This is a genomic window from Bhargavaea sp. CC-171006, from assembly GCF_009761675.1.
GTDB lineage: Bacteria > Bacillota > Bacilli > Bacillales_A > Planococcaceae > Bhargavaea > Bhargavaea changchunensis.
Genome location: NZ_QUZH01000023.1, coordinates 280,274 through 302,857 on the forward strand (window position 1 = coordinate 280,274; position 22,584 = coordinate 302,857).

Genomic DNA, 22,584 nt, shown 5'->3' on the forward strand with positions numbered 1-22,584 from the left:
CCCTGCAAAAGCCGCATTTCCCTGTTTGCCCAGGCATAAAAAAAGACTGCAGGCCGGGCCTTTGGGCACAGTCCTGCAGTCTTCTCATTTCGTTCCGCTCACCTTCTGCATCAGCACCAGTTCGAGAACCCGTTCCCTGTTGCCCGAGACTGTTTTAAGACGGAGATCAGCATCCGCCAGACGGGACAGGGTCACGAGCAGGCGGGCTTCATCGGCCAGTTTCCTGTTCTCCAGGATGAGCTTGACCCGGTATGGGTGCACTTTAAGCTGCTTGGCGATCTGGTGTTGCTGGTACCCTTTTTTCTTCAGGGCATTCACCTGAATCATGAGCCGCACCTGATTGGCCAGAAGTGCGTTCAGCCGGATCGGCTCCTCCTTGTTTTGCAGAAGGTCCCTGTAGATCTGCAGTGCCCTTGCCGAATCTCCCTGCATATAGGCGTCGAGCAGTTTAAACGCATCGTCTTCCGGCGTCTTTGCCACGAGAAGGCTGACGGCGTTTTCACCGATCTCTAATCCCTCGCCGGTATAAAGCGCGAGCTTCTCCAGCTCCGAGCGCAGACGGACAAGATCCTCCCCGGCCGTTTCGATCAGCAGACGGACGGCATTGTCGGAGACGCTGCTTCCGAGACGCGCCGCCTCCTGCTTCACCCATGTTTCGACATCATGGGTTTTCAGCGGTTCCGCATCCAGGCAGACCGCATGCTTGCGGAACGCCTTGACCACTTTTTTCCGGGCATCCAGCTTTTCGTAGGGCGCAAGAAAAAGGACGACTGCACTATCCGGAGGATGGGCAAGCCATTCCATGAGCCTGTCCAGGTCATGTTCCACTTTTTCCTTCCCCTTGTCGGCAGCTTTCAGGAATGATGCGTTTCTCGCAATGATCAGTTTCCTGTCGCAGAAAAACGGGAAAGTGTCCGCTTCCTCGATCAGTGCTTCAACCGGTGTTTCATCCAGATCGAATGTGGTCAGTTCAGATCTGGCTGCATCGGGCATGGCATCCTTCAGCCGTTTCTCGGTTTCATCAAAGAAATACATTTCCGGTCCGCTGATCAGGTAGACCGGTGCAATGTCCCCTTTGGCAATGTTTCTCCAACTATCCGTAAACATCGTGAACACTCCGTTTCCCTTGAGCCTGTTCATCTATTATACATGAAGCCGGACCGCTCCATAGATTGTGAAAGTTTCATGAACCTCTCCTGAACGCGCAAGGATTGCCTTGTACGTTATAGCTTTTTTCTACATCATCCCTTATAATATGGGGGAACCATAGGAGGGGTAGCAATGAACGAATTCGAACAGAACCCGCAGACGAAGCGCAACGACGTCATCGACTCGGGCGTGGGCTTCATCGTATCCTTTGTATTCTTTTCGCTGATCTTCGTCATTGCGACAGTTATCGAACTCGTTGCAGGCTGATCAGGGCGGAGGCTTCCGGTAAACCGGAGCCTCCGTTTTTTATTGTCCGTTTGTGCGTCTGTGGGTTACTGCAAGGCCTTTTCCGGGACGGAAAGAGAACGTCATCGTCCCGTAATCCGCAGTGGAAAGGGCGGGAAGACCGGCCTCGCTGAACCGCTCCGTAACTTCGGGGTGCGGATGTCCGTATCGGTTATCCCGGCCTGCGGAAAAAATGGTGACCGACGGGCTGGTGGAACCGATAAACGACGCACTGCTGGAGGTCCTGCTTCCATGGTGGCCTGCCTTGAGGATCGTCACCGGCAATAGGTCCTCATATTCCCCGATAATCTGCTGTTCCCCTTCTTCCTCCAGGTCCCCGGTGAACAGAACCCGAAACCCGTCATGTTCCAGATGCAGTACAAGTGAGTCATTGTTTCCGCGGTATTCGCTCTCCATGGGATTAAGATAGCGGAAAAGCGTCCCTTCTTCCTTCCAGCCCGCACCCGCAATCATTTCCCTGACCGGGATACCCTCCTCTTTTGCAACCGCGATCACGTCCGCAAATCCTTCCTCCCCATATGTTCCGGGTCCGATATGAATTTCACCTGCCCTGATCTCCCTCAATACTTCGTCTGCGGCTTCCGCATGATCCGCGTCCGGGTGCGATAAAACCAGCTTGTCCACTTTTGTAATTCCCCGGCCCTTCAAATAAGGGACGACCACCCGCCCGCCGATACCTGAACCGCTTTTCTCCTCCATTTCCTCTCCGTCAAAAAGGAGTCTTCCTCCCGTATCGATCAGAATGACGCTTCTCCTATAGGGTAACTCCACTAAAGCGGAATCCCCCTGGCCCACATCTATGAACGTGACCTGAAGGGACGGATTGGCATATGGAACGGCATGTATGATACTGCACACAGCGACAAGGACCGCTCCAGCCGACCTGGCTTTGCGTCTTTCCAGAAGCCAAAAGAATAGGAACACAGCGGCGATCAGCAGAAGCAGCGACGGGAGGTCCGGCCTTCCCGGAGTCCAGACACTCAGCGGCAGTTCTGCACAAAGCAGGATGAACCCTGCCAACGCTTCCCGTAACGGGACATACAGGGTAAACAAAAGGCCGGCCACTTGGGGCAGTATGAAAGTAAGCAAGAGCAAAATCAGGTTGGCAGGAAGGATGATGGCCGAAAACAGCGGGACGAACAGCAGATTGGCGGCAAATGAGGAAAGGGATGTCTCGAAGAAATGATAGAGGAGCACCGGTGTGACCGCCACCTGGCAGATGACCGTGACCAGCCATGCCTGGTGAATGGAACCGCGTGCCGATGAAAGAATGGCGGAAGAATGGATCAGCGCAAACGCTGCAAGGTAGCTCATCTGGAAGCCGGGTTTGGATACGGCGTGGGGGTCGACGAGCAAAAATAAAATCATCCCGGCGGAAAGAAGAAGATCCAGACGGGGCTTTCCGGACTTGGATTCCGGAACGAGCAGCATCATAGAGATGAGAACAGCCCGCCACACGGGCGGTGCCCCGCCGGCCAGCATCGCATAGACGGGAAGGAACAGCATCAGGCCGGTCCTCACAATATGGGTCCTGATTCCAAGCCTGAGCAGTCCCTCCCTGAGCAGATAAATCAGGATTCCTACATGAAGACCGGAAATCGCGAACAGATGGGTGATGCCAAGTCTCCTGTAGGCCCGTTCATCATCCGGTTCTGTCGCCGAGCGCTCGCCGATAAGGAGTGCTTCCGCCTCGGCAGCAACAGTTTCGGGGAAGTGTGTCCGGATGTGGCTGCCGAGCGCCGCACGCCACCTTCTGAACGCAGAGGAAATTCCCGGAGCCGCCCCTGCGGGCTCGGCATCCTGCAGAGTCAGGATGCCGGCTGCCCCTTCGGAACGCAGCCATGCTGCCATATCAAAGGCATACGGATGCGCGGGAGGATCGGGTACTTCCCTTTCAGACCGGGCCAGGTAACGGTGCCCGGCAATGCCTTCGTGCAAAAACCGGTCCCGTTCTTTTTCAGAGCGGAACCGGTAGTTGACATACCACTTGTTTCCTGCCGGATCTTCTGCAAATCCCCTCAGCAGGCCGCCAGATTCGGACACTTTGTCCGTCCAGACAATTTCTTCGGGTACGGACGGAAAATGATCCTGTCCGTCATTTGAGCTGAACCAGGCAAATGACGCCGCCGCGATTCCCATGAACGCCAGCCAGACAGCCGGGGGTTCTTTCTTCACGGCTGCGGCAACGGCTGCCGGAATCAGCAGTGCCATAAACAGCGGAGAAACCTTGCTGGCGGCAGCCGCTGCCAGGACAGGCAGAGCCAGATACATAATAGGGTTTTCGATCAGCCTCAGCCGAATAACGATTTCACCTTCCTGCCATATGCTTCAAGCTCTTCTTCAGGCGTTCCGGCATCCTTCAGCCTGCCCAGCAGTTCTTCATAGAGCCCGATTTTCTCCTCGGCGAGAAAATCGACTTCGCGCTCCTCGAAAGGAACTTTGAGCACCCGTACTCCGGCCTGCTGCAGAAGCTGCTGTGCATACTCGTTATTTTTATAATCCTCCGCGTAGACCAGCTTGGAAATTCCGGCCTGGATGATCGCTTTCGTGCATTGGAGACACGGGAAATGGGTGACATAGATTTCCGCACCCGAAACCGGCGCACCATATTTTGCGCACTGCAGCAGCGCGTTCATCTCGGCATGGATCGTCCTGACACAATGACCGTCCACGACATAGCATCCTTTATCGATGCAGTGGTCGCCTCCGGATATCGACCCGTTGTAGCCGCCGGCAACGATCCGGTTGTCACGGACTATCGTCGCACCGACCGACAGTCTCGTGCATGTGCTCCTCAGTGCCAGCAAATGACTTTGCGCCATGAAAAATTGATCCCAACTAATCCGCTCCATGATGTCCGCCTCCTGTAACTGTAACAAATCATTATCCTCAGTTTATCGGTGAATCCAACCGGATTCAATGTCATTTTGCGGTGATAAGCTCCTCAAGGGCAGCGAATGTCTTTTCACCGATTCCGCTGACATCCATTAGGCCTGCCGGATCGGCAAACGGGCCATGCTCGGTGCGATGGGCAATGATCGCTTCCGCTTTCGCAGGACCGATCCCTGGAAGGGTCATGAGTTCTTCAGCTTCCGCCGTATTGAGGTTTACTTTCCCGTCGTCCGCACCGTAGACGGGCGGAGGGGCCGAGCCGGTCTGCCCGCCATCTTCCGGCATGATGAATGGCACATATATAACCATCTCATCCCGCAGCCGTTCCGCATGGTTGATCGCGTCCGGCACGGCATCCGGAAGAAAACCGCCCGCCCTGGCAACAGCGTCGATGACACGGTCGCCTTCTTCCGCCTTATAGACACCAGGCTTTTCGACCGCCCCCTTCACATCAACAAAAATGACCGCTGCGGAAAGGTCCGCACGGTCATCGGCACTGATCGGGTCCGGCCCGTCAGAAACTGGTATGAATGAATCCGCAGGCACGCCCGCGGTATGGCTTTTCGTGTACAGGATAAACGTAAGGATCAGGGCGGAAGCTGCAATCGGGGGGATCAGCTTCCTCCAGTTCATCTTCAGCCATTCCAAGAAAAAATTCCCTCCCGGCGATGGCGGATCATGGAGTCTCCTCCACTATACCCGAAGCCCGAATATTTTGGAAGCTTCATTTTACCGCATGGAAAAAGATGCGCTCACTGTTTTCGGCAGGCGGCTCCCCCGTCCAGTCGGCTGTGACCGACCGGACGGCAAAGCCGGACTCTTCCAAAAGCCGGATATAAGTATCCGGCGTGAACGTCCGCTGCAGATGAAACTCTTCCTTCCGCACATATAGTCCATCCTGCCTGCGAAGGAAAAAGCTGATTTCCGATTCTACTGAAAGCGGCTCTTCGCCGGGATAGGTATGCCAGATATACGAAACATCTTCCAGATCGGCGGTGAACGGCCCGTCAAGGAACAGTTCGGTCATCTTATAGGGGGAGTGGACATCAAACAGCAGGCGCCCTCCCGGATGCAGTGCGCCAAAAACATGTCTGAACACAGCGGCCACCTCTCTGGCATCGGTCACATAGTTCAACGAGTCGATGGCAATCACCGCCAGGTCATAACCGGTATGCCCTTCCATCTCCTGCATCGGCTGTTCAAAAAACATCCCCTCTAGACCTGCTTCTTCAAAGCGTTCCTTTGCCACCGAGAGCATGTCACCGGACAGGTCGATTCCCGTCACCCGGAAGCCTTCCCGGGCAAACTGTTCCGTCAGCGTCCCCGTACCGCATCCGATATCCAGGAGGGTTTTGCCTTCTGCGGGTCCGGATACTTTCCGGACCCATTCGGCATATTCCCGGTAGGGAATATCTTCCATGAGCAGGTCATAAACGTGAGCAAATGCATGGTAGGATTCTCCGCTCATTGCCCTTCCATTTCCAGTTCCGGCGCATCTCCCCACAAACGCTCGAGGTTATAGTAGGACCGCTCGTCTTTGTGGAAGACATGGGCAACCACGTCACCGAGATCGACCAGGATCCAGCGTGCGGAGTCGAAGCCTTCGAGCCGCTTTACGGCAAAGCCGGCTTCTATCGCCTTGTCTTTGATTTCACGTGCGATCGACTGCACCTGCCGGTCGGAATTTCCGTGGCAGATCAGGAAATAATCAGCAAGGAGCGAGACGCCCTGCATGTTCAGGACGACCATGTCGGCCGCCTTTTTATCATCTGCGGCATTGTATACCGTTTCAAGCAATGTCTGGTTTGTCATCGGTTCTAAGCACCCTTTCCTTGCGAGAGACTGTCGTTGTAGCACCGGAGCGTGTCCGGATGGATGGCGGCGCGGACGGAAGCCAGGTACTGCAGGTTGTGCGCACTGCACGCTGTCAGCGCCGAGTCAAGCGACCTCTTGGCCTCAGCCCGGAGCAGGTCCGCTCCGGGAAAATCCCTGCCCGGCTCGATCATGTCCGCAACAAAAACGATTTTTTCAAGGCGGGACATGCCGGCGCGGCCCGTTGTGTGGAAGCGGACGGCAGCCAGGATATCTGCATCCAGGATTCCGAATTCATTCCGGGCGATGACCGCTCCCGCCGGGCCATGCCACAATTCATGATGGAATCCGAGTACAGCGGAAGGATCACCCTCTGACACTACGATCCGCTTCAGCTCCTCCTTCGGCATGGCCTTGGCCACGTCATGCAGGAGCGATGCTGTCTCCGCTTTTTCTTTATCTTCCCCAAAACGGCCCGCAAGAATCACCGCCGTTTCCGTAACTCTCAGAACATGTTCGTATCTTCCCGCCGGCAGGCGCCGTGCCACCTCGGATTTAAGATGTTCGGCCTTCATACAATCCCTCCTCGCGGATAAAGCGGATCACCGGGTCCGGAACCAGATATCTGACCGAACGCCCCGCTTCAAGCTTTTGTCTCAGGATGGTCGAGGACAGATCGATCTGCGGGATACTGACCATTCTGACCGGGTACCTGCCGGAAGCGCTGCTGCCGGGACGGGGAACACCGATAAACGCCACTTTCTCCACGAGCGCATCGATGTCATGCCAGGTATGCAGCTGTTCGATGCTGTCACCGCCGATGATGAATGAAAAATCTGATCCTGGTTCCCGTTCAAGGAGCAGATCCATTGTCCTGGACGTATAGGAAACGCCTCCCGACTCCACTTCGATGGGCTCGACCGTGAAAGAAGGATTGCCGCCGACTGCCAGCTTTGTCATCTCCAGCCGCTGCCAAGGTTCCGCATCGCCTTCCTTCACCTTGTGAGGAGGGATGGCGTTTGGCATAAAGCGGATTTCATCGAGGCCTGCAGCGTCACGGACGCCTTCGGCAATCATCAGATGGCCGATATGGGGCGGATTGAACGTCCCGCCCAGTATGCCGACCTTCTTTCGCTCACTCACCAGGAAGCACGAGACGCTTATTGTCCCTCGACTCCCGGTAGAGCACGATCGTCTTGCCGATCACTTGAACGAGCTCAGCACGGGTCCTTTTGGAAAGCATCTGTGCGACTTCCTCTTTTTCCTCCGGCGCATTCTGAAGAATGGCCACCTTGATCAGCTCGCGTTTTTCCAGTGCTTCGGAAATGCCGCTGATCAGTTCATCATTGACACCCTGTTTTCCCACCTGGAAGACGGGCTGCAGATGATGCGCCTCGCTTCTCAGGAATCTTTTTTGTTTTCCGGTCAGCATGTTGATTCCTCCATTTCTGCTATCAGCCGTTGTCTTGTTCCAAGCGTGTCCGGCATCAGGCCTGTCCATTCATTGAAGGCAAGCGCACCCTGCCAGATGAACATGCCGAGTCCGTCCACGATTTCATTTCCGTTCTTCATCGCCGCTTTCAGGAATTCCGTATGGAGGGGGCTGTAGACAATATCCGCCACTACTGCCCCCGGATCCAGGTTGCCGATGGCGATAGGCAGGCCGTCTGTTGCGGTCGACATACCGACAGGCGTCGTCTGGATGATGATTCCGAAATCGCCCAGCCTCTCTGCCGCTTCATCAAGGCCGAGAGCCTCACCGCCAATACGGCTGCAGAGTTTCTCGGCCTTTTCCACGGTGCGGTTGCATACCGAAATTTGTCCATACCCGCCCTGGCTCATGGAAAGGGCAATTCCGTTTGCCGCACCGCCTGCCCCGATGATCAGCACGCGGTCATTTCTCCGGGCGGTGCCGATCCGCTCCTCGAGCGAACGGACAAAACCGGGCCCGTCAGTATTCATTCCGAGCAGACGGCCATCCGGCAATACCTTGACCGTATTCACCGCCTGCATCTCAGAGGCGAGCGGGTCCACTTCGTCCAGGTACGGAATGATCGTCTGCTTATGCGGCACCGTCACATTCCATCCTGAGGCACCCAGGCGGCGCAATGCGGCAACAGCGTCGCCCACCGTCCCCGCCGGAACATGGACCGGGATATAGGAGGCATCGATGCGATTTTCCCTAAACCACGTCTCATGCATGGCCGGCGACTTTGAATGGGATACCGGGTCACCGATGACTGCATACCATTTTTTCATTTGTTATCCCCCTCAGATCAGGGAAGGCCGGAGTATGACCGCAACCCCAACGGGCGCATGGACCGCCACGACTTTCCCTGCCTGCTGGACCGTGATCCAGCCGAGACCAGAGATGACGATGTCCGTCCTCTCTTCCCTGATTGAAAATTCATGCCGCACAAGTTCCGGAAATGCATCCGCATCCGCCGACGGAGGCGTCAGAAGCTCGCCTTTTTGACGGGCATACAAGTCGTCTGCCTTCTCCAGCTTTGTCCGGTGGATATCAAGCGCATTGGAAACATGGACGGTGAACGCCGTGCGCCCGCCCTTCAGATAATCGAACCGTGCCAGCCCACCGAGGAATAGAGTCTGCTCCTCATTCAGCTGGAACACCTTTGGCTTGATCTCCTTTTTCGGCGTGATCACTTTCAGGTCCTTTGCATCCAGAAGATGCGCCATCTGATGATGGTTGATGATGCCCGGAGTGTCATACATGGATTTTCCGTCATCAAGCGGAATATCAATCATATCCAGCGTGGTCCCCGGGAAGTGGGATGTCGTGATGACGTCTTCGCCGCCCGCGACCTGCTTGATGATCCGGTTGATGAAAGTCGACTTTCCGACATTCGTACAGCCGACCACATAAACATCACGGCCGGACCGAAGCTCTTCGATGCGCCGCATTGCACTGTCGATGCCGGTCCCTTTGTCGGCGCTCACTAGCAGGACATCCTCCGGCTGCAGTCCGAGTTTCCTGGATTCGGAAGTCATCCAGTGGATGAGTTTGTTTTCTTTCACCGATTTTGGCAGCAGGTCCACTTTGTTGCCGACGAGGAGCACAGGGTTGGAACCGGCGAAACGGTGCATGCCCGGAATCCAGCTTCCGTTAAAGTCGAAGATGTCGACGACGTAGACAACAAGTGCATCCTTGGAGCCGATCGTATTCAGGATCTTCAGGAAATCATCGTCCGTCAGCGGCACCGGCTCCAATTCGTTGTAGTTCCGCAGCCGGAAACAACGCCGGCAGAGAGGCATTTCTTTTTCAAGGGTGGCCGCCGGCGCATATCCCGGAGCTTTTTCATCTTCGGTCTGCAGGATGGCCCCGCATCCGATACAGGTTTTCTCCTCGGTCACTTGATCTCCTCCCAATCGATGAGCCCACGTTTTTTGAGCTTTTTCATGATGAAACGTTCGACCTTCCGGTTGAACCGTGTGGCCAATCCGTCCGAGCTGGCGACCGGAACGACGAGCACTGTCTGCAGCCCGCTGCGGTTCCCGCCGAAGATATCCGTCAGCAGCTGGTCGCCGATCACGACAACCTGTTCTTTAGGAATACCCATCTGGCGGACCGCCTGGCGGAACGCTCTGCCCATCGGCTTGCGCGCCTGGTGGATGAACGGGATGCCAAGCGGGTCAGCGAATGCCTTGACGCGGGCTTCGTTATTGTTCGACACGATGGTCACATGGATGCCCGCCTCGCGCATATCCTTCATCCAGTCGATGATTTCCGCGGTCGCGTCGGGCCTGTCCCATTCGACGAGCGTATTGTCCAGGTCGGTGATGATTCCCCGGATCCCGTTGTTTTTAAGTTTTTCCGGAGTTACCCGGAAAACATTCTTCACATATTCATTCGGCAAGAAAAGACGATACACCCAATTCACTCCATTGACTCTGAATTCTTTCCCGATTATACCACAGCGCCGCTCTGTCCCACATCCCGGGACCGGTCATTCTCATGATTCCTCACATTGTGACATATGGTGGCAGAAACAATAATGGAGGTGTTGGCGTGAGCGGGATCTTCACTGCACTGCTTCAGCTGTGGGCGGATATCCCCGCACTGGTCGGCTACCTGAAAGGCCAGGCGTTCCAGAAGCCGATGAATGCGGAGGAAGAGGCAGACTGCCTCAGGCGGGTGGCCGAGGGTGACGACAGCGCAAGGGATGAACTGATCGAGCGCAATATGCGTCTCGTCGCCCATATCGTGAAGAAGTTCCATCCGAGGCACGAACAGCTGGACGACTACATCTCAATCGGCACAATCGGCCTCATGAAAGCTGTAGGCAGCTTTACCCCGGACAAGAAAACCAAGTTCTCCACATTCGCCGCACGCTGCATCGAGAATGAAATCCTCATGCATCTCCGTGCCCAGAAAAAGGTCCAGAAAGATGTATCCCTATATGAGCCGATCGGCATCGACAAGGACGGTTACTCCCTGCAGATCACCGATGTCCTAAAAGTCGATGAATCAACAGCCGATGACCGGCTGGAGCGGAAGGAACGCTTTGACCGGTTGTACCGGCACCTGACCAAGCTTGATGAACGCGAGCTGGAAATCATCCAGAGACGCTACGGCCTGCTGGATGATCATCCGATGACCCAGAAAGAGATCGCCGCGCAGCTGAACATATCGCGCAGTTACGTCTCACGGATCGAGAAAAGGGCCCTCGTCAAGCTTTATCAGCAGTTCAAGCATGAAAAAAGCCCCTCTCCCGCTGAGCGCGGGGGAAGGACCGACTAAATCACTTTTCGGAACCGAGCTGGAACATCATGACTCCAGCGAGGATACCGGTCACAATCAAAGAACCTGCCATTAGATAAAGCACATTGTTCACTCCCTGTCCAAGTAGTGATTCACTTATTCGATTATACCATGCGATCACTGAAGATTCGAGACCGTACGAATGACCGCTTCCGCCGAATGTTTCGCCGCCTTCGGCAGAAACTCGTCAAACGACACGGCTGACTCCTTGCCCGCAATATCCGAAAGGGCCCGGACGACAACAAAAGGCACATTGAACTGGTGACACACCTGCGCAACGGCAGCCGCCTCCATCTCAGAAGCAAGCGCATCGGGGAACAGTTCACGCACGCCGGCGACGCGTTCAGCATCGGACATGAAGGAATCCCCGGTGACGATCAGCCCTTCCGCTGAAGCGTGTTCACCGATGTCTGCCACTGCTTTGTGTGCTGCTTCCATGAGCCTGCCGTCTGCAACGAATGCAGGGGGAAGCTGCGGAACCTGACCGTATTCGTAGCCGAACGCCGTCACATCCACATCGTGATGCCGCACTTCCGACGAAATGACGACCGTACCGATTTCATGATTGCTGTTGAAGCCGCCGGCAGATCCTGTATTGATCACGGCATCAGGCTTGAACCGGTCGAGCAATACAGCCGTAGACATCGCTGCATTTACTTTTCCGATCCCGCTCTTTAGCAGGATGACGTCCGCACCATTCAGCTTTCCGGACGTGTACTCGCTGTTTCCGGCAATCGTCGTCTCTTTTTCTTCGATCCGGCTGCGCAGAAGCTCAACCTCTTCTTCCATCGCGCCGATAATGGCTATTTTCATACCAGAATCCTCCGTTCAGCTCCGGTCAATAGGCCCCTTCAAGCGTTTTCAGCTTATCGAGCCGTACCGGCATCCAGCCTTCGCCGTCCACCCATTCCAGGTGGACATTATATTTTTCACCTTTATCTCCGGTCGATACGGTCCCGATTGATTTCTGCGGGCCGCCGCCGTTTTTCACATACCATACGATCATGTCGCTTTCAGGGATTCCCGTGGCATATGACATGGCCCGGACTTTTTCCTTCCAATCGACATGGCCTTTCTCGTAAACCGAGACGTGTTCGCCGGACTGCTCGGTACCGATCGGTTTCCAGGAAGTGTCGACGATTGTTTCTTCGACAATGCCTTCGTCCGAAGGGGTCCGGATCACTTTGCCTGGCTGGTCGGATTCCTGGGCTTCCTCCCCGCTGTTCTCAGCGTCGGGATCCTCTTCTTCGGAGGCTTTTTCCCGATTATCGGAATCCTTCTCCCCGGTTTCATCCGTTTCACCGTCAGCATCATCGGCCGGCGCGTTTCCGCCATCCGGTCCGCCGTTGCCTTCGGACTGTTCTGCTCCTGCCCCACGGCCGCTGTCGGCCGCCTGATCATCGCCGCCGGTGAATATGCCCACTGCAGTGATGGCGATCAGGACAAAGACGACACCGATCAGGATATTCAGGAGCCGGTTTGACTTCTGGCGGTTTCGGGCCACCCTGGAAAAATTCTTTTCTTCCATGCCATCTCCTCCCCCGGTTACTCTATCATAAACGATTTCCGCTTATTTGACGAAATCATTACCGGATTGTTTCAGTTTGATTAAGAGGAATTTTCATTTCCAAAAAATGCTTGGTCATCCCGGATGTTATGCAACATGTCCCGCTGGTTCATCAGACCGTCAGTGATTTTTATCAATGCAATAAAAAAGCTGATTTCCGCGGAAGGTCCCCCGCTTGCCTGCGGTTGCGGAACCTTCTGCTTGAATCAGCCGTTTTGATTTATGCAACTGCCTGAGGCAAAAAGCCGGCAGGGGCAATCAGCTGATGGACGTGATTTCTACATCCATCTCGCCGCCCGGCGTCATGATCTTGACACGGTCGCCGACGGTGCGGCCGAGGAGTCCCCTGGCGATCGGCGAGTCGTTCGAGATGCGGCCTTCGAACGGATCCGCCTCTGCCGAACCGACGATGGTATACGATTCCTCATCGCCGTCCGCTTCCTTGAACGTCACGGTTTTGCCAAGCTGCACGCGGTCATCATCACCGTTGTCTTCGATGATTTCGGCATTGCGGATCATCGATTCGAGTGTGGAGATGCGGCCTTCGATGAACGCCTGGTCCTCTTTGGCCGAATCGTACTCGGAGTTCTCGGACAGGTCGCCGAAACTGCGCGCGACTTTGATGCGCTCAACAACTTCTTTTCGTTTAACCGTTTTCAAATAGTCGAGTTCTTCAATGAGCTTCTCTTTTCCCGCCTGTGTCATTGGAAATTTTTTCTCTGTGGACATAAATAATCTCTCCTTCGCGTCTTTCCTTCATAAAAAGAATACTATGCCGCCCCGTGGCCGGGAATGCGACATAGCGGAAATGTGATGGTTTTAACTGACAAGAGTATATTACAGATTTTGTGGAGATTCAAGAATTGTTTTTATTTTCGTCACCATCAGATCGATTGCGACTTTGTTTTCCCCGCCTTCGGGGATGATCAGATCCGCATATCGTTTTGTCGGCTCGATGAACTGGTTGTGCATCGGCCTGACGACCGACAGATACTGGCCGATCACCGAACTGATCGAACGGCCGCGCTCTTCGATATCCCGCTGGATGCGGCGGATGATGCGGAGGTCCGCATCGGTATCGACAAAGAGCTTGATGTCCATCAGTTCACGCAGCCTGGCATCATCCAGCACCAGGATCCCCTCGATGATGATGACGTCCTTTGGCTCGATCTCCACGGTCTTGTCAGAGCGCGTATGTAGCGCATAATCATACACCGGGCGATTGACCGGACGCCCGACAAGCAGTTCCTTGATGTGCTCGATGAGGAGGTCCGTATCAAATGCGAGCGGATGGTCATAGTTCGTCTTGAGACGTTCTTCGAATGCCAGATCGGACTGGTCTTTGTAGTAATAGTCATGTTCAATCACGACGACGGAATGTTCCTTCACGACGTCATAGATTGCACGGGTGACGCTCGTCTTGCCGGACCCGGAGCCTCCGGCAATTCCGATGATGAGCGGCCGTTTTTTCGTCATAATGCTGCACCTTCTTCGGTTGTTTCTTTTTTCGTGCTGATCATGAGGCCGTCGCCGACCGGCAAAAGAGCCGAATCATAGCCGGGATGCGACATCAGCCATTCCGTGAACTCCTTGAGCTTGCGGATCATCGTCCGATTTTTCCTGGGGATGTCCTTCGGATCTTCGGCGGCCAGGCCATGCATGAACATGTTGTCACAATAAATCACGCCGCGGCTGGACAGCAGCGGCTCATAAATGTCAAAAAACCTTCTGTACTGCCCTTTGGCGGCATCGATGAACAGGGCATCGAACGGCCCCTCCGGAAGGTTGTCCCCTAGCTCCAGTGCATCTCCCCGGACTAGCCGGATCCGACCCGAAGCCGCGGAAAGGGCGATATTTTCCTCAGCCTTTTCCTGCATGGCCTGATCACGCTCGATTGTCACCACTTCGGTACCCGGAAGCGCCTCGGCCATCCTGATTGCGGAATATCCGATTGCCGTCCCGATCTCCAGGATCCTTTCGGGCCGCTGCACACGGAGGATCTGGAGCAGCGCCTCCATCCCCTCCAGCTGCATGATCGGCACCCGTTGATCACGGGCATATTGTTCAATCTCCAAGATCCGCTCCGGTCGGGGAGAGATCAGTTTTTCCGAATATCGGCTATATTCGTGTTCCATCATTCACACCTGCTTATCCCAAAAAAATACCCGTTCATCATAGCATTATTCACATGAAAAGAGAAGGAAAGCGGAAGCTCTCCTTCTCCTGATCATTCCCCGCTCTTCAGAAACTTGTCCCGGTTCTTAAGATGTTCTTCATACGTTTTCGCAAAATGGTTGACGCCGGACGGATCCGCGAGGAAATAAAGATAATCGGTATCAGACGGGTTAAGTGCGGCATCGATGGATGAGCTGCCCGCATTCGAGATCGGCCCCGGAGGGAGTCCCTCGTTCTGATAGGTGTTGTAGGCGTCATCTATCTCAAGATCGCTGTACATCGTCCGTTCCAGGTGCTTGCCGTGAGCATAGGCTACCGTCGGGTCCGTCTGGAGCGGCATGCCCTCCTCGAGGCGGTTTTCAAAGACACTGGCGATCGACTTGCGGTCTTCCGGTGTGCGTGCCTCTTCTTCGACGAGCGATGCCATCGTCAGGACCTGATGGATGGTTCGTTCCTCTTCGGCAATCGCGTCCCGGTAAGGCGAAATGTTTTCATCTGTGGCCCCGACCATCTGCTCGACCAGCATTTTCAGAGTCGGCTTCTCTTCGAACACCGGGTAGGTTGCAGGGAAAAGATAGCCTTCCAGCGGAAACTTGATCTGTTCGTCCAGGATCTCTTCGGTGAGAAGATTCGGGAATTTCGAAATCAGCTCATTGATATAAGCTTCATCCGTCACAAGCTCCATGAATTCATCGGCTGTGAATTCCGTGTTTTTCTCGATCACTTCGGAAATCTGGGCAAGATTGAGGCCTTCAGGGATCGTGTACTGGAATTCCGGTTCTCTATACACCTTGCCCGTCTTCAGGCTCTTAAGCAGTTCGTCCGGAGTCATGGCCCGGCTCATTTCGTAGGTTCCTGCCTGGAAGTCGCTTTCATTGTTGAATTTGGCGTAATACTTAAAGATACGGTCATTTTTGATGACGCCGGCTTCCTCGAGCTTCAGGGCGATCGTATCCAGGTTGGAACCGATCGGAATCTCTACCGTAACGGTACCCTCTGCATCCGGATCAACCGGTTTAAGCGCTCCGTTCACGTAGGAATATAGGATTGCGCCCCCGACGATCAGAAGGAGCAGTGCCGCGAGGAAGACGATCATGACGATTCGTCGGACGGTCTTCACTTCCTTCTTTTTTTCATTCATGCGTTCAAGCATGACCTGTTTTTTGGATCGGTCACTCATAAACCGCGTTCCCCCTCTGCATTCCGAGGCTATTATACATGAAACGACAACAACAGGAAAGGAGTTGCAGAATGGATGCTATCCATAGTGCCTTGCATGCGGGAGAAGGCATGCGAAAAAGCCCCCGTTTCCGCACCGCACGGAATGTGTGGTGCTCGGGGAGCTTGTCCGGCCGGCACAGGCCGGCTTATTGCATGCCTCTTACTCTTCTTCCTCTTCGTCTTCGTCTTCAGCGAGGAACGTATTGAGCATTTCTTCGATCATGTCCCACTCTTCGTCGGTCTCGATCGGCTTCAGTTCTCCCTGTTCGCCTTCTTCACCAGGTATGAAAGAGGAAGCCATGATCTCGATTTCCTCGTTCTCGTCTTCTTCCGCTCCTACCGGGTAGTAAAGAACATACGATTTGCCGAACTGCTCTGCCTCAAATGTGAACAGCACCTCGCAAAGCTGCTCGTTGCCTTCTTCATCTACAACCGTGATGTGCGCATCTCCGTGTTCCATTCAAATCACCTCATCCGTTTTTTCTGTCCAGCCAACCCTGCAGAATCATGACGGCAGCCATCTTGTCGATGACGCTCTTGCGCTTTTTCCGGCTGACATCAGCACTGATGAGCATCTTTTCTGCCGCCATCGTCGTAAGGCGCTCGTCATATAGTTCCACAGGAAGGGAAAATTCATCCCTCAGCAGGTCTGCAAAACGCTCGGATGCTTCCGCGCGCGGACCCACTGTGTTGTTCATATTCTTTGGGTACCCGACAACGAATGAAGTTACACCATACTCCGCGGCCAATTCGCGGATCCGGCCGATGCCGAACTCGCCTGCCTCTTCGTCGATCTTGATCGTCTCGACGCCCTGGGCCGTCCAGCCGAGACCGTCACTCACGGCGACACCAATCGTCTTCGTGCCGACGTCGAATCCCATCGCCCTCATGAACGTCCTCCGTCATTTCCGGCAATATAAAACTTCACAAGTTCCTCGATGATCTCATCCCGCTCAAGCTTCCGGATCATATTGCGTGCATCGGCATGCCGCGGGATGTATGCCGGGTCTCCTGATAGAAGGTATCCAACGATCTGATTGATGGGGCTGTACCCCTTTTCTTTCAGCGCGGTATGAACCTTCAGCAGAACCGTCCGTACCTCATCTTCCATCGGCTCTTCCGGAAAGTTGAACTTCATCGTCTTGTCGAATGAATCCATGGTCAGCACCCCGCTTTCCCTCAGGATGCCAGGAACCTCGCATCCCATTTTAAACGTACAGATCCGCAATTAAACGGATTTGACTAAATCATACACGGATTGGAGAGCTTCATCAAGTTTGGCTGGGTATTTCCCGCCGGCCATCGCCATATCCGGCCGGCCGCCTCCCTTGCCTCCGCAGATTTCCGCGACATGGCGGACAATGTTCCCGGCATGGTATTCCTTGCCGGCAATGTTTTTTGTCACGCCGGCAGCAAGTGTCACTTTGCCGCCCTCAGCGGATCCGAGTACAATCACTCCGCTTTCCAGCTTTTGCTTGAGCTCGTCCATCATTGTGCGGAGCTGGTTGCCGTCCGCGCCTTCGACTCGTGCGGCCACAACCGATACGCCGCCGATTTCCTGGGCGGACTCCAGGATCGCTCCGAGCTGTCCCTGTGCTTTTTGTGCAGAAAGCGACTCAAGCTCACGCTTCAGTTCTTTCTGGTCGGCCTGCAGGGCTGCAAGCTTTTTCAGGAGGTCCTTCGGATTTGCCTTGAGCATCGAAGCGGCCTCGTCAAGGAGTTCTTCCTCCTCCTTCATGTGAAGGAAGGCTTCCTTGCCTGTCAGCGCCTCAATCCTCCTTGTGCCGGCCCCGATGCCGCCTTCGGATACAATTTTGAAGAGGCCGATCTCCGACGTGTCACGGACGTGGCAGCCGCCGCAGAGCTCAAGCGAGTAATCGCCGATTGAAACGACCCGCACGACATTGCCGTATTTTTCTCCGAACAGGGCCATGGCCCCCATTTTCTTTGCTTCATCGATCGGGTGGTATGCGGTCCCTACGCCGATGCCGTCCCAGATGCGTTCATTGACGATCCGTTCGACTTTGGCGACCTCTTCCTCCGTCATCGCGCCAAAATGGCTGAAGTCGAAACGGAGGCGGTCAGGACCGACATAGGAGCCCGCCTGGTTGACATGCCCGCCGAGGACATCCTTGAGGGCCTGATGGAGCAGGTGTGTCGCCGTGTGGTTTTTCACGGTCAGGCGCCGCTGTGCTGCATCCACTTCTGCTTTGAGCGTATCGCCTTTTGTGATCGTGCCGGCCTCCACTTTAACCGAGTGGAGATTTTGTCCGTTCGGCGCTTTGCGGACGTCCTGAACGGAGGCCCGGAAAGCATCACCCGTCATCGATCCCCGGTCCGCAATCTGGCCGCCGCTCTCCGCGTAGAACGGAGTGCGGTCAAGGATGACTTGCACTTCCTCGCCCTCTTCCGCGGATTCCACCATCTCTCCGCCGCTGACGATTGCGATGACCTTCGCTCCGGCAACCAGATGGTCATAGCCGATGAATTCACTTTCCTCGTGGAAGCCGCCGAGCGCGCCGGACTGGACCTGCATCGAGCCGATATCCTGACGGGCTGCACGGGCACGCTGACGCTGCGCTTCCATCTCCCGGCGGAACCCTTCCTCGTCAATTCCGAGACCCTGTTCTTCCGCGTATTCTGCAGTCAGCTCTTCAGGGAAACCGAATGTATCATACAGTCTGAATGCATCCTCGCCCGAAATGACGCTTCCGCCTTCCTCTTTCACCCGCCCGATGATGCCGGACAGGATCGACAGGCCTTCATTCAGCGTTTCGTGGAACCGGTCTTCCTCGTTTTTGATGACCCGCTGTATGAAATCGGCTTTTTCGGTGACTTCCGGATAGTAGCTTTCCATGATGCTGCCGACAACCGGAACGAGGCGGTACATGAACGGCTCGTCAATTCCGAGCTGTTTGGCATAACGGACCGCGCGCCGCAGCAGGCGCCGGAGTACATAGCCGCGGCCCTCATTGGACGGGAATGCCCCGTCGCCGACAGCAAAGGCCACGGTGCGGGTATGGTCCGCAATTACTTTGAACGCTGTGTCCTTTTCCTGGTCCTTGCCGTACGATGCTCCGGAAATCTGTTCGATTTCGCGGATGATCGGGATGAACAGGTCGGTATCAAAGTTTGTCGGGACATCCTGGACGACGGATGCAATCCGCTCCAGCCCCATGCCGGTATCAATGTTCTTGTTCGGCAGCGGGGTATAAGTGTGATCCGGGTTATGGTTGAACTGGGAAAAGACCAGGTTCCAGATTTCCAGATAACGCTCGTTTTCCCCGCCCGGGTAGAGTTCAGGATCGGAAAAATCGTCGCCGTACGAAGGTCCGCGATCATAGAAGATCTCGGAGTTCGGTCCGGATGGCCCTTCCCCGATGTCCCAATAGTTCCCTTCGAGACGGATGATTCGTTCTTCCGGAACGCCGACCTCATCACGCCAGATCAGGAGCGCTTCCTCGTCTTCCGGATGGACCGTAACGGACAGTTTCTCGGGATCGAATCCGATCCAGTCCGGATGGGTCAGGAATTCCCATGCCCAGTGGATCGAGTCGCGCTTAAAGTAATCACCGATCGAGAAGTTTCCGAGCATCTCGAAAAACGTATGGTGCCTTGCCGTCTTGCCGACGTTTTCGATGTCATTTGTACGGATCGCCTTTTGGGCGTTGACGATGCGGGGGTTTTCCGGCACCACGCGGCCGTCAAAGTATTTCTTGAGTGTCGCGACACCGCTGTTGATCCAGAGCAGGGACGCGTCGTCGACCGGGACGAGCGAGGCGCTCGGTTCGACTGAGTGGCCCTTTTCCTCGAAGAACTTCAGGTACATCGCTCTCAGTTCTGCAGAAGTAAATGATTTCATGCTTGTTCTCCTCCTCGTTGTGTCGGCGGTACGGCAATAAAAAAATCCTCCATCCCCTATGCAAAGGGACGAAGGATCTGTTCGCGGTACCACCCTGATTACAGCAGCATCCGCCGCTGTCTCTCAAAATGCCTTAACGCGGCGGACGGCAGGGATGAGCTGCACTCTGGAGTAGCTTTCCGCATCCTTGCCTGCGGGATCCCTTTCAGTCGTGGGAATCCTTCCTGTACCGGCGCAGTGCGTACTTTCTCCGTCATCGAATTGTCTTATATCCCGCATTATAGTGAAAGTGGGCGCATTTTGTCAACGCCCATCCATGAAGTCGTATGGCGTCATCCCGTCCATGCCGACCATCGGATCGATGGCCTGGTGGTTGGACAAGGTCAGGGACGGCGGAGCGGAAGATTCCGCGGCCGGTGACTCCTCCTGCCCCGAGGCGGTTACGGTTTCCGGGGATCCGGCCGCGGAAGCCGCTTCAGCTTCCTGTTCAGTGGAGGTCGCTTCCTTTTCCGCCGATTCCGCTGATTGTTCTGCCGTTTCAGCGGCAGCCGCTTCGCCACCAGTCACACGATCCATGAGCGTCGTCCTCCTGCTCAGATCATCTGCCCGGGCGATGCCTTCCCTGAAGACATCCGGTTCGCCGATGAGGATCAGGAAGTTTTTCGCGCGTGTCAGCCCGGTGTACAGAAGATTCCTGCGCAGCATCCGGCGATAGGTCCGGACGACGGGCATGATGACCGTCCCGAATTCACTGCCCTGAGATTTATGGATCGAAATGCAATAGGCCAATGTCAGCTGGCTGAGATCTTTCCGCTCGTAGTTCACTTCAAGGCCGTCGAAGGAGACCACGATCATCTCTTTTTTGTCGACGGTCTCGTTCGGCTTCATGATAGCGACCACTTCGCCGATGTCACCGTTGAACACATTGCTTTCGGGCTGATTGACAAGTTGCAGGACTTTGTCACCGATCCGGTAGGTGATGTCGCCGAACACGGTTTCTTTCCGGCCTTCTTTTGCCGGATTGACGATTTCCTGAATCAGTTTGTTGAGGTTGTCGATGCCGGCAGGGCCCTTGTACATCGGAGCCAGCACCTGGACATCCTGGATCGACTGTCCTTTCGTCATGGCGCTTTTCAGCACTTTCTCGACCGCTTCCGGAATCTGCGGCGTGCCGGCTTTGATAAAGGACCGGTCGGATGTCTTTTTCCCGATATCGTCTGTGACACCGCCCTTTTTCACCTTATGGGCGAGCTCGATGATCGATGAACCGCTGCTCTGGCGGTAAATATCGGTCAGCTCGACCGCGGGCACCTGTTTCGAGGCAAGCAGGTCTTTCAGAACCTGCCCCGGGCCAACAGGCGGGAGCTGATCCTGGTCTCCGACGAAGATGACCTGGGCCCCGTCCGGTATCGCCTTCATCAGCTGATGCGCGAGCCACGTATCGACCATCGACACTTCATCGATGATGAAAAGCCTGCCGTCCAGTTCCCGCTCAGTTTCCTCTTCCCGCTCCATTCCATTAAAGCCCAGAAGCCGGTGGATGGTCATCGCAGGCAGCTCGGTCGACTCGCTCATCCGCTTTGCCGCGCGTCCTGTCGGTGCGGCGAGCACGATCGGGAAAGCTTCTTCCTTTTTCGCATAATCCTTCGGTTCGAGCGATAGCCCGTGCAGCTCGGCGTACAGTTCGACAAGCCCCCTGATGACGGTCGTCTTGCCAGTCCCCGGCCCGCCCGTCAGAATCATGAACGACGAATGGAGCGCAAGCTCGATCGCTTCCACCTGGGTTTTGGCGTAGGTGACCCCGAGCCGTTCCTCAATGCCGCCGAGTGCCTTCCGGATTTCAGACTGGGGAAAAGCATCCTTGTGCGACTCGTCCTCAAGCAACGAAACCACTTTCGAGGCGATGCCGATCTCGGAAAAATAAAGCGATGGCAGATAGCAGCGCTGCTGCTCGACGACAATCTTGCTTTCTTCACCGAGCTCGATGATCGCCTGCGTGATGGCTTCGAAACTGATCTTGTGGGGCTGGCTCGCTTCAAGCATCCTCTTGGCTTCCGGCAGGAGCGCCTCCGCTTGCGTAAACACATGGCCTTCCGACAGTGCCGCCATGTTCAGGAGGTGAAGCACTGCCGCCTTCACCCGGTCCCTGTGATCTCCTGTGATTCCGAGCCGTGCCCCGAGTTCATCCGCCCGCTGGAAGCCGACTCCCTCGATCTCCCCGATCAGCCGGTACGGATTCGTCTGCAGTACGCTGACAGTCTCCTCCCGGTATGTCTGGTAAATCCGCATTGCGAGCTGAGGGCCGAACCCCCATTCATTCAGCGCGATCATGATCCTTTCCAATCCCATATTCTCCTGCAGGACGGAAACGATCGTCTCTTTCCGCTCGTCTGACAGCCTCGGCACCCTGTCGAGGGCGGACGGGTCATTCAGGATGAGACTGATCGTATCTTTTCCAAGTTCCTTGACGACCGCCTGGGCAGTTTTCTGGCCGATTCCGGGAAACAGGTCGGACGACAGGTAATGGACAAGCCCCGTCTCGGTGTCCGGAAGGTCTTTCGTGAACACGGAAGCCTTGAACTGGGTTCCATATTTCGGATGCTCCACAAGGCTTCCCTGGAACTTATATGTATCCTCCCCCTCAAGGGGAGGGAAATATCCGGTCACGACAATCTCCTTGCCGTCATATCCGGAGTCGGTCGCAGTGACTTTGACACGGAGGATTGAAAACAGGTTCTGCGGATTGTGGAAGACCGTGGAAACCGGCCGGCCGGATAGATATTTTTCATCTTCTTTAAACAGGTCCATCTGCCCGGCCAT

25 protein-coding genes are annotated in these 22,584 nt (G+C 55.3%); 2 read left to right on the forward strand and 23 right to left on the reverse strand.

Going from position 1 to position 22,584, the window contains the following annotated elements:
• Positions 1–84: 84 nt before the first annotated feature.
• The gene (gene holA, locus DZC51_RS11080; RefSeq protein ID WP_157295878.1) at positions 85–1,107 is read right to left on the reverse strand and encodes a DNA polymerase III subunit delta; all 1,023 of its coding nucleotides are present in this window, start codon (positions 1,105–1,107) and stop codon (positions 85–87) included.
• A gap of 174 nt (positions 1,108–1,281) precedes the next feature.
• Here holA and DZC51_RS11085 point away from each other — a divergent pair, with 174 nt between their 5' ends.
• On the forward strand, positions 1,282–1,416 hold the full coding sequence (locus DZC51_RS11085; protein ID WP_008299875.1) for a YqzM family protein: 135 nt from the start codon (positions 1,282–1,284) through the stop codon (positions 1,414–1,416).
• Between the two features lie 39 nt (positions 1,417–1,455).
• On the opposite strand, the gene DZC51_RS11090 is transcribed toward DZC51_RS11085, so the two are convergent.
• The 11 genes from DZC51_RS11090 to DZC51_RS11140 form a co-directional block, all read right to left on the reverse strand.
• Positions 1,456–3,726, reverse strand: a complete 2,271-nt coding sequence (locus DZC51_RS11090) for a DNA internalization-related competence protein ComEC/Rec2 (RefSeq protein ID WP_157295880.1) — start codon at positions 3,724–3,726, stop codon at positions 1,456–1,458.
• A gap of 20 nt (positions 3,727–3,746) precedes the next feature.
• Complete coding sequence (locus tag DZC51_RS11095; protein WP_157295882.1) at positions 3,747–4,307, reverse strand: ComE operon protein 2; 561 nt, start codon at positions 4,305–4,307, stop codon at positions 3,747–3,749.
• Between the two features lie 70 nt (positions 4,308–4,377).
• Complete coding sequence (locus DZC51_RS11100) at positions 4,378–4,995, reverse strand: helix-hairpin-helix domain-containing protein (RefSeq protein ID WP_157295884.1); 618 nt, start codon at positions 4,993–4,995, stop codon at positions 4,378–4,380.
• Positions 4,996–5,071: 76 nt separating this feature from the next.
• A complete protein-coding gene (locus tag DZC51_RS11105; protein ID WP_157295886.1) occupies positions 5,072–5,815 on the reverse strand; it encodes a class I SAM-dependent DNA methyltransferase in 744 nt (247 codons plus the stop codon).
• Complete coding sequence (rsfS, locus tag DZC51_RS11110; protein WP_157295888.1) at positions 5,812–6,159, reverse strand: ribosome silencing factor; 348 nt, start codon at positions 6,157–6,159, stop codon at positions 5,812–5,814. Before rsfS ends, DZC51_RS11105 begins: the two co-directional genes overlap by 4 nt.
• A 5-nt stretch (positions 6,160–6,164) precedes the next feature.
• Positions 6,165–6,734, reverse strand: a complete 570-nt coding sequence (gene yqeK / locus DZC51_RS11115; RefSeq protein WP_157295890.1) for a bis(5'-nucleosyl)-tetraphosphatase (symmetrical) YqeK — start codon at positions 6,732–6,734, stop codon at positions 6,165–6,167.
• Positions 6,715–7,302: a nicotinate-nucleotide adenylyltransferase gene (locus tag DZC51_RS11120; RefSeq protein WP_157295891.1), complete on the reverse strand. Its 588-nt coding sequence runs from the start codon at positions 7,300–7,302 to the stop codon at positions 6,715–6,717. The genes yqeK and DZC51_RS11120 overlap by 20 nt, the downstream gene beginning before the upstream one ends.
• A complete protein-coding gene (gene yhbY / locus DZC51_RS11125) occupies positions 7,295–7,591 on the reverse strand; it encodes a ribosome assembly RNA-binding protein YhbY (RefSeq protein WP_157295893.1) in 297 nt (98 codons plus the stop codon). The genes DZC51_RS11120 and yhbY overlap by 8 nt, the downstream gene beginning before the upstream one ends.
• The gene (aroE, locus tag DZC51_RS11130; protein ID WP_157295896.1) at positions 7,585–8,418 is read right to left on the reverse strand and encodes a shikimate dehydrogenase; all 834 of its coding nucleotides are present in this window, start codon (positions 8,416–8,418) and stop codon (positions 7,585–7,587) included. The genes yhbY and aroE overlap by 7 nt, the downstream gene beginning before the upstream one ends.
• Positions 8,419–8,430: 12 nt before the next feature.
• Positions 8,431–9,531, reverse strand: a complete 1,101-nt coding sequence (gene yqeH / locus DZC51_RS11135) for a ribosome biogenesis GTPase YqeH (protein WP_157295898.1) — start codon at positions 9,529–9,531, stop codon at positions 8,431–8,433.
• The gene (locus DZC51_RS11140; protein ID WP_157295900.1) at positions 9,528–10,049 is read right to left on the reverse strand and encodes a YqeG family HAD IIIA-type phosphatase; all 522 of its coding nucleotides are present in this window, start codon (positions 10,047–10,049) and stop codon (positions 9,528–9,530) included. The genes yqeH and DZC51_RS11140 overlap by 4 nt, the downstream gene beginning before the upstream one ends.
• 137 nt (positions 10,050–10,186) lie before the next feature.
• Here DZC51_RS11140 and sigK point away from each other — a divergent pair, with 137 nt between their 5' ends.
• Complete coding sequence (gene sigK / locus DZC51_RS11145; RefSeq protein ID WP_157295901.1) at positions 10,187–10,918, forward strand: RNA polymerase sporulation sigma factor SigK; 732 nt, start codon at positions 10,187–10,189, stop codon at positions 10,916–10,918.
• Positions 10,919–11,056: 138 nt separating this feature from the next.
• Here the strand turns inward: sigK and mtnN are convergent, their stop codons facing one another.
• The 11 genes from mtnN to recD2 form a co-directional block, all read right to left on the reverse strand.
• Entirely contained in the window at positions 11,057–11,752 is a 696-nt protein-coding gene (gene mtnN / locus DZC51_RS11150; RefSeq protein ID WP_157295903.1) for a 5'-methylthioadenosine/S-adenosylhomocysteine nucleosidase, read from the reverse strand.
• Positions 11,753–11,777: 25 nt separating this feature from the next.
• A complete protein-coding gene (locus tag DZC51_RS11155) occupies positions 11,778–12,467 on the reverse strand; it encodes a YrrS family protein (protein ID WP_157295905.1) in 690 nt (229 codons plus the stop codon).
• 297 nt (positions 12,468–12,764) lie between these two features.
• Positions 12,765–13,235, reverse strand: coding sequence for a transcription elongation factor GreA (gene greA, locus DZC51_RS11160; RefSeq protein ID WP_157295907.1), 471 nt, complete (start codon positions 13,233–13,235; stop codon positions 12,765–12,767).
• Between the two features lie 108 nt (positions 13,236–13,343).
• Positions 13,344–13,982, reverse strand: a complete 639-nt coding sequence (udk, locus tag DZC51_RS11165; RefSeq protein ID WP_157295909.1) for a uridine kinase — start codon at positions 13,980–13,982, stop codon at positions 13,344–13,346.
• Complete coding sequence (locus tag DZC51_RS11170) at positions 13,979–14,644, reverse strand: O-methyltransferase (RefSeq protein WP_157295911.1); 666 nt, start codon at positions 14,642–14,644, stop codon at positions 13,979–13,981. The genes udk and DZC51_RS11170 overlap by 4 nt, the downstream gene beginning before the upstream one ends.
• Positions 14,645–14,733: 89 nt before the next feature.
• The gene (mltG, locus tag DZC51_RS11175) at positions 14,734–15,861 is read right to left on the reverse strand and encodes an endolytic transglycosylase MltG (RefSeq protein ID WP_157295913.1); all 1,128 of its coding nucleotides are present in this window, start codon (positions 15,859–15,861) and stop codon (positions 14,734–14,736) included.
• A gap of 201 nt (positions 15,862–16,062) precedes the next feature.
• Complete coding sequence (locus tag DZC51_RS11180; protein WP_157295915.1) at positions 16,063–16,362, reverse strand: DUF1292 domain-containing protein; 300 nt, start codon at positions 16,360–16,362, stop codon at positions 16,063–16,065.
• Between the two features lie 10 nt (positions 16,363–16,372).
• Complete coding sequence (gene ruvX, locus DZC51_RS11185; protein ID WP_157295917.1) at positions 16,373–16,792, reverse strand: Holliday junction resolvase RuvX; 420 nt, start codon at positions 16,790–16,792, stop codon at positions 16,373–16,375.
• On the reverse strand, positions 16,789–17,061 hold the full coding sequence (locus tag DZC51_RS11190) for an IreB family regulatory phosphoprotein (protein ID WP_157295919.1): 273 nt from the start codon (positions 17,059–17,061) through the stop codon (positions 16,789–16,791). Before DZC51_RS11190 ends, ruvX begins: the two co-directional genes overlap by 4 nt.
• 69 nt (positions 17,062–17,130) lie before the next feature.
• Entirely contained in the window at positions 17,131–19,764 is a 2,634-nt protein-coding gene (gene alaS / locus DZC51_RS11195; RefSeq protein WP_157295921.1) for an alanine--tRNA ligase, read from the reverse strand.
• Between the two features lie 303 nt (positions 19,765–20,067).
• On the reverse strand, positions 20,068–22,584 hold the full coding sequence (gene recD2, locus DZC51_RS11200; RefSeq protein WP_157295923.1) for an SF1B family DNA helicase RecD2: 2,517 nt from the start codon (positions 22,582–22,584) through the stop codon (positions 20,068–20,070).

Excerpts from the sequence above, each read along its gene's own strand:
- holA (WP_157295878.1), bottom strand. The coding sequence starts at position 1,107 with ATGTTTACGGATAGTTGGAGAAACATTGCCAAAGGGGACATTGCACCG.
- DZC51_RS11085 (WP_008299875.1), top strand. The coding sequence starts at position 1,282 with ATGAACGAATTCGAACAGAACCCGCAGACGAAGCGCAACGACGTCATC.
- DZC51_RS11090 (WP_157295880.1), bottom strand. The coding sequence starts at position 3,726 with ATGTATCTGGCTCTGCCTGTCCTGGCAGCGGCTGCCGCCAGCAAGGTT.
- DZC51_RS11095 (WP_157295882.1), bottom strand. The coding sequence starts at position 4,307 with ATGGAGCGGATTAGTTGGGATCAATTTTTCATGGCGCAAAGTCATTTG.
- DZC51_RS11105 (WP_157295886.1), bottom strand. The coding sequence starts at position 5,815 with ATGAGCGGAGAATCCTACCATGCATTTGCTCACGTTTATGACCTGCTC.
- rsfS (WP_157295888.1), bottom strand. The coding sequence starts at position 6,159 with ATGACAAACCAGACATTGCTTGAAACGGTATACAATGCCGCAGATGAT.
- yqeK (WP_157295890.1), bottom strand. The coding sequence starts at position 6,734 with ATGAAGGCCGAACATCTTAAATCCGAGGTGGCACGGCGCCTGCCGGCG.
- yhbY (WP_157295893.1), bottom strand. The coding sequence starts at position 7,591 with ATGCTGACCGGAAAACAAAAAAGATTCCTGAGAAGCGAGGCGCATCAT.
- aroE (WP_157295896.1), bottom strand. The coding sequence starts at position 8,418 with ATGAAAAAATGGTATGCAGTCATCGGTGACCCGGTATCCCATTCAAAG.
- mtnN (WP_157295903.1), bottom strand. The coding sequence starts at position 11,752 with ATGAAAATAGCCATTATCGGCGCGATGGAAGAAGAGGTTGAGCTTCTG.
- DZC51_RS11155 (WP_157295905.1), bottom strand. The coding sequence starts at position 12,467 with ATGGAAGAAAAGAATTTTTCCAGGGTGGCCCGAAACCGCCAGAAGTCA.
- greA (WP_157295907.1), bottom strand. The coding sequence starts at position 13,235 with ATGTCCACAGAGAAAAAATTTCCAATGACACAGGCGGGAAAAGAGAAG.
- udk (WP_157295909.1), bottom strand. The coding sequence starts at position 13,982 with ATGACGAAAAAACGGCCGCTCATCATCGGAATTGCCGGAGGCTCCGGG.
- DZC51_RS11170 (WP_157295911.1), bottom strand. The coding sequence starts at position 14,644 with ATGATGGAACACGAATATAGCCGATATTCGGAAAAACTGATCTCTCCC.
- mltG (WP_157295913.1), bottom strand. The coding sequence starts at position 15,861 with ATGAGTGACCGATCCAAAAAACAGGTCATGCTTGAACGCATGAATGAA.
- DZC51_RS11180 (WP_157295915.1), bottom strand. The coding sequence starts at position 16,362 with ATGGAACACGGAGATGCGCACATCACGGTTGTAGATGAAGAAGGCAAC.
- ruvX (WP_157295917.1), bottom strand. The coding sequence starts at position 16,792 with ATGAGGGCGATGGGATTCGACGTCGGCACGAAGACGATTGGTGTCGCC.
- DZC51_RS11190 (WP_157295919.1), bottom strand. The coding sequence starts at position 17,061 with ATGGATTCATTCGACAAGACGATGAAGTTCAACTTTCCGGAAGAGCCG.
- alaS (WP_157295921.1), bottom strand. The coding sequence starts at position 19,764 with ATGAAATCATTTACTTCTGCAGAACTGAGAGCGATGTACCTGAAGTTC.
- recD2 (WP_157295923.1), bottom strand. The coding sequence starts at position 22,584 with ATGGCCGGGCAGATGGACCTGTTTAAAGAAGATGAAAAATATCTATCC.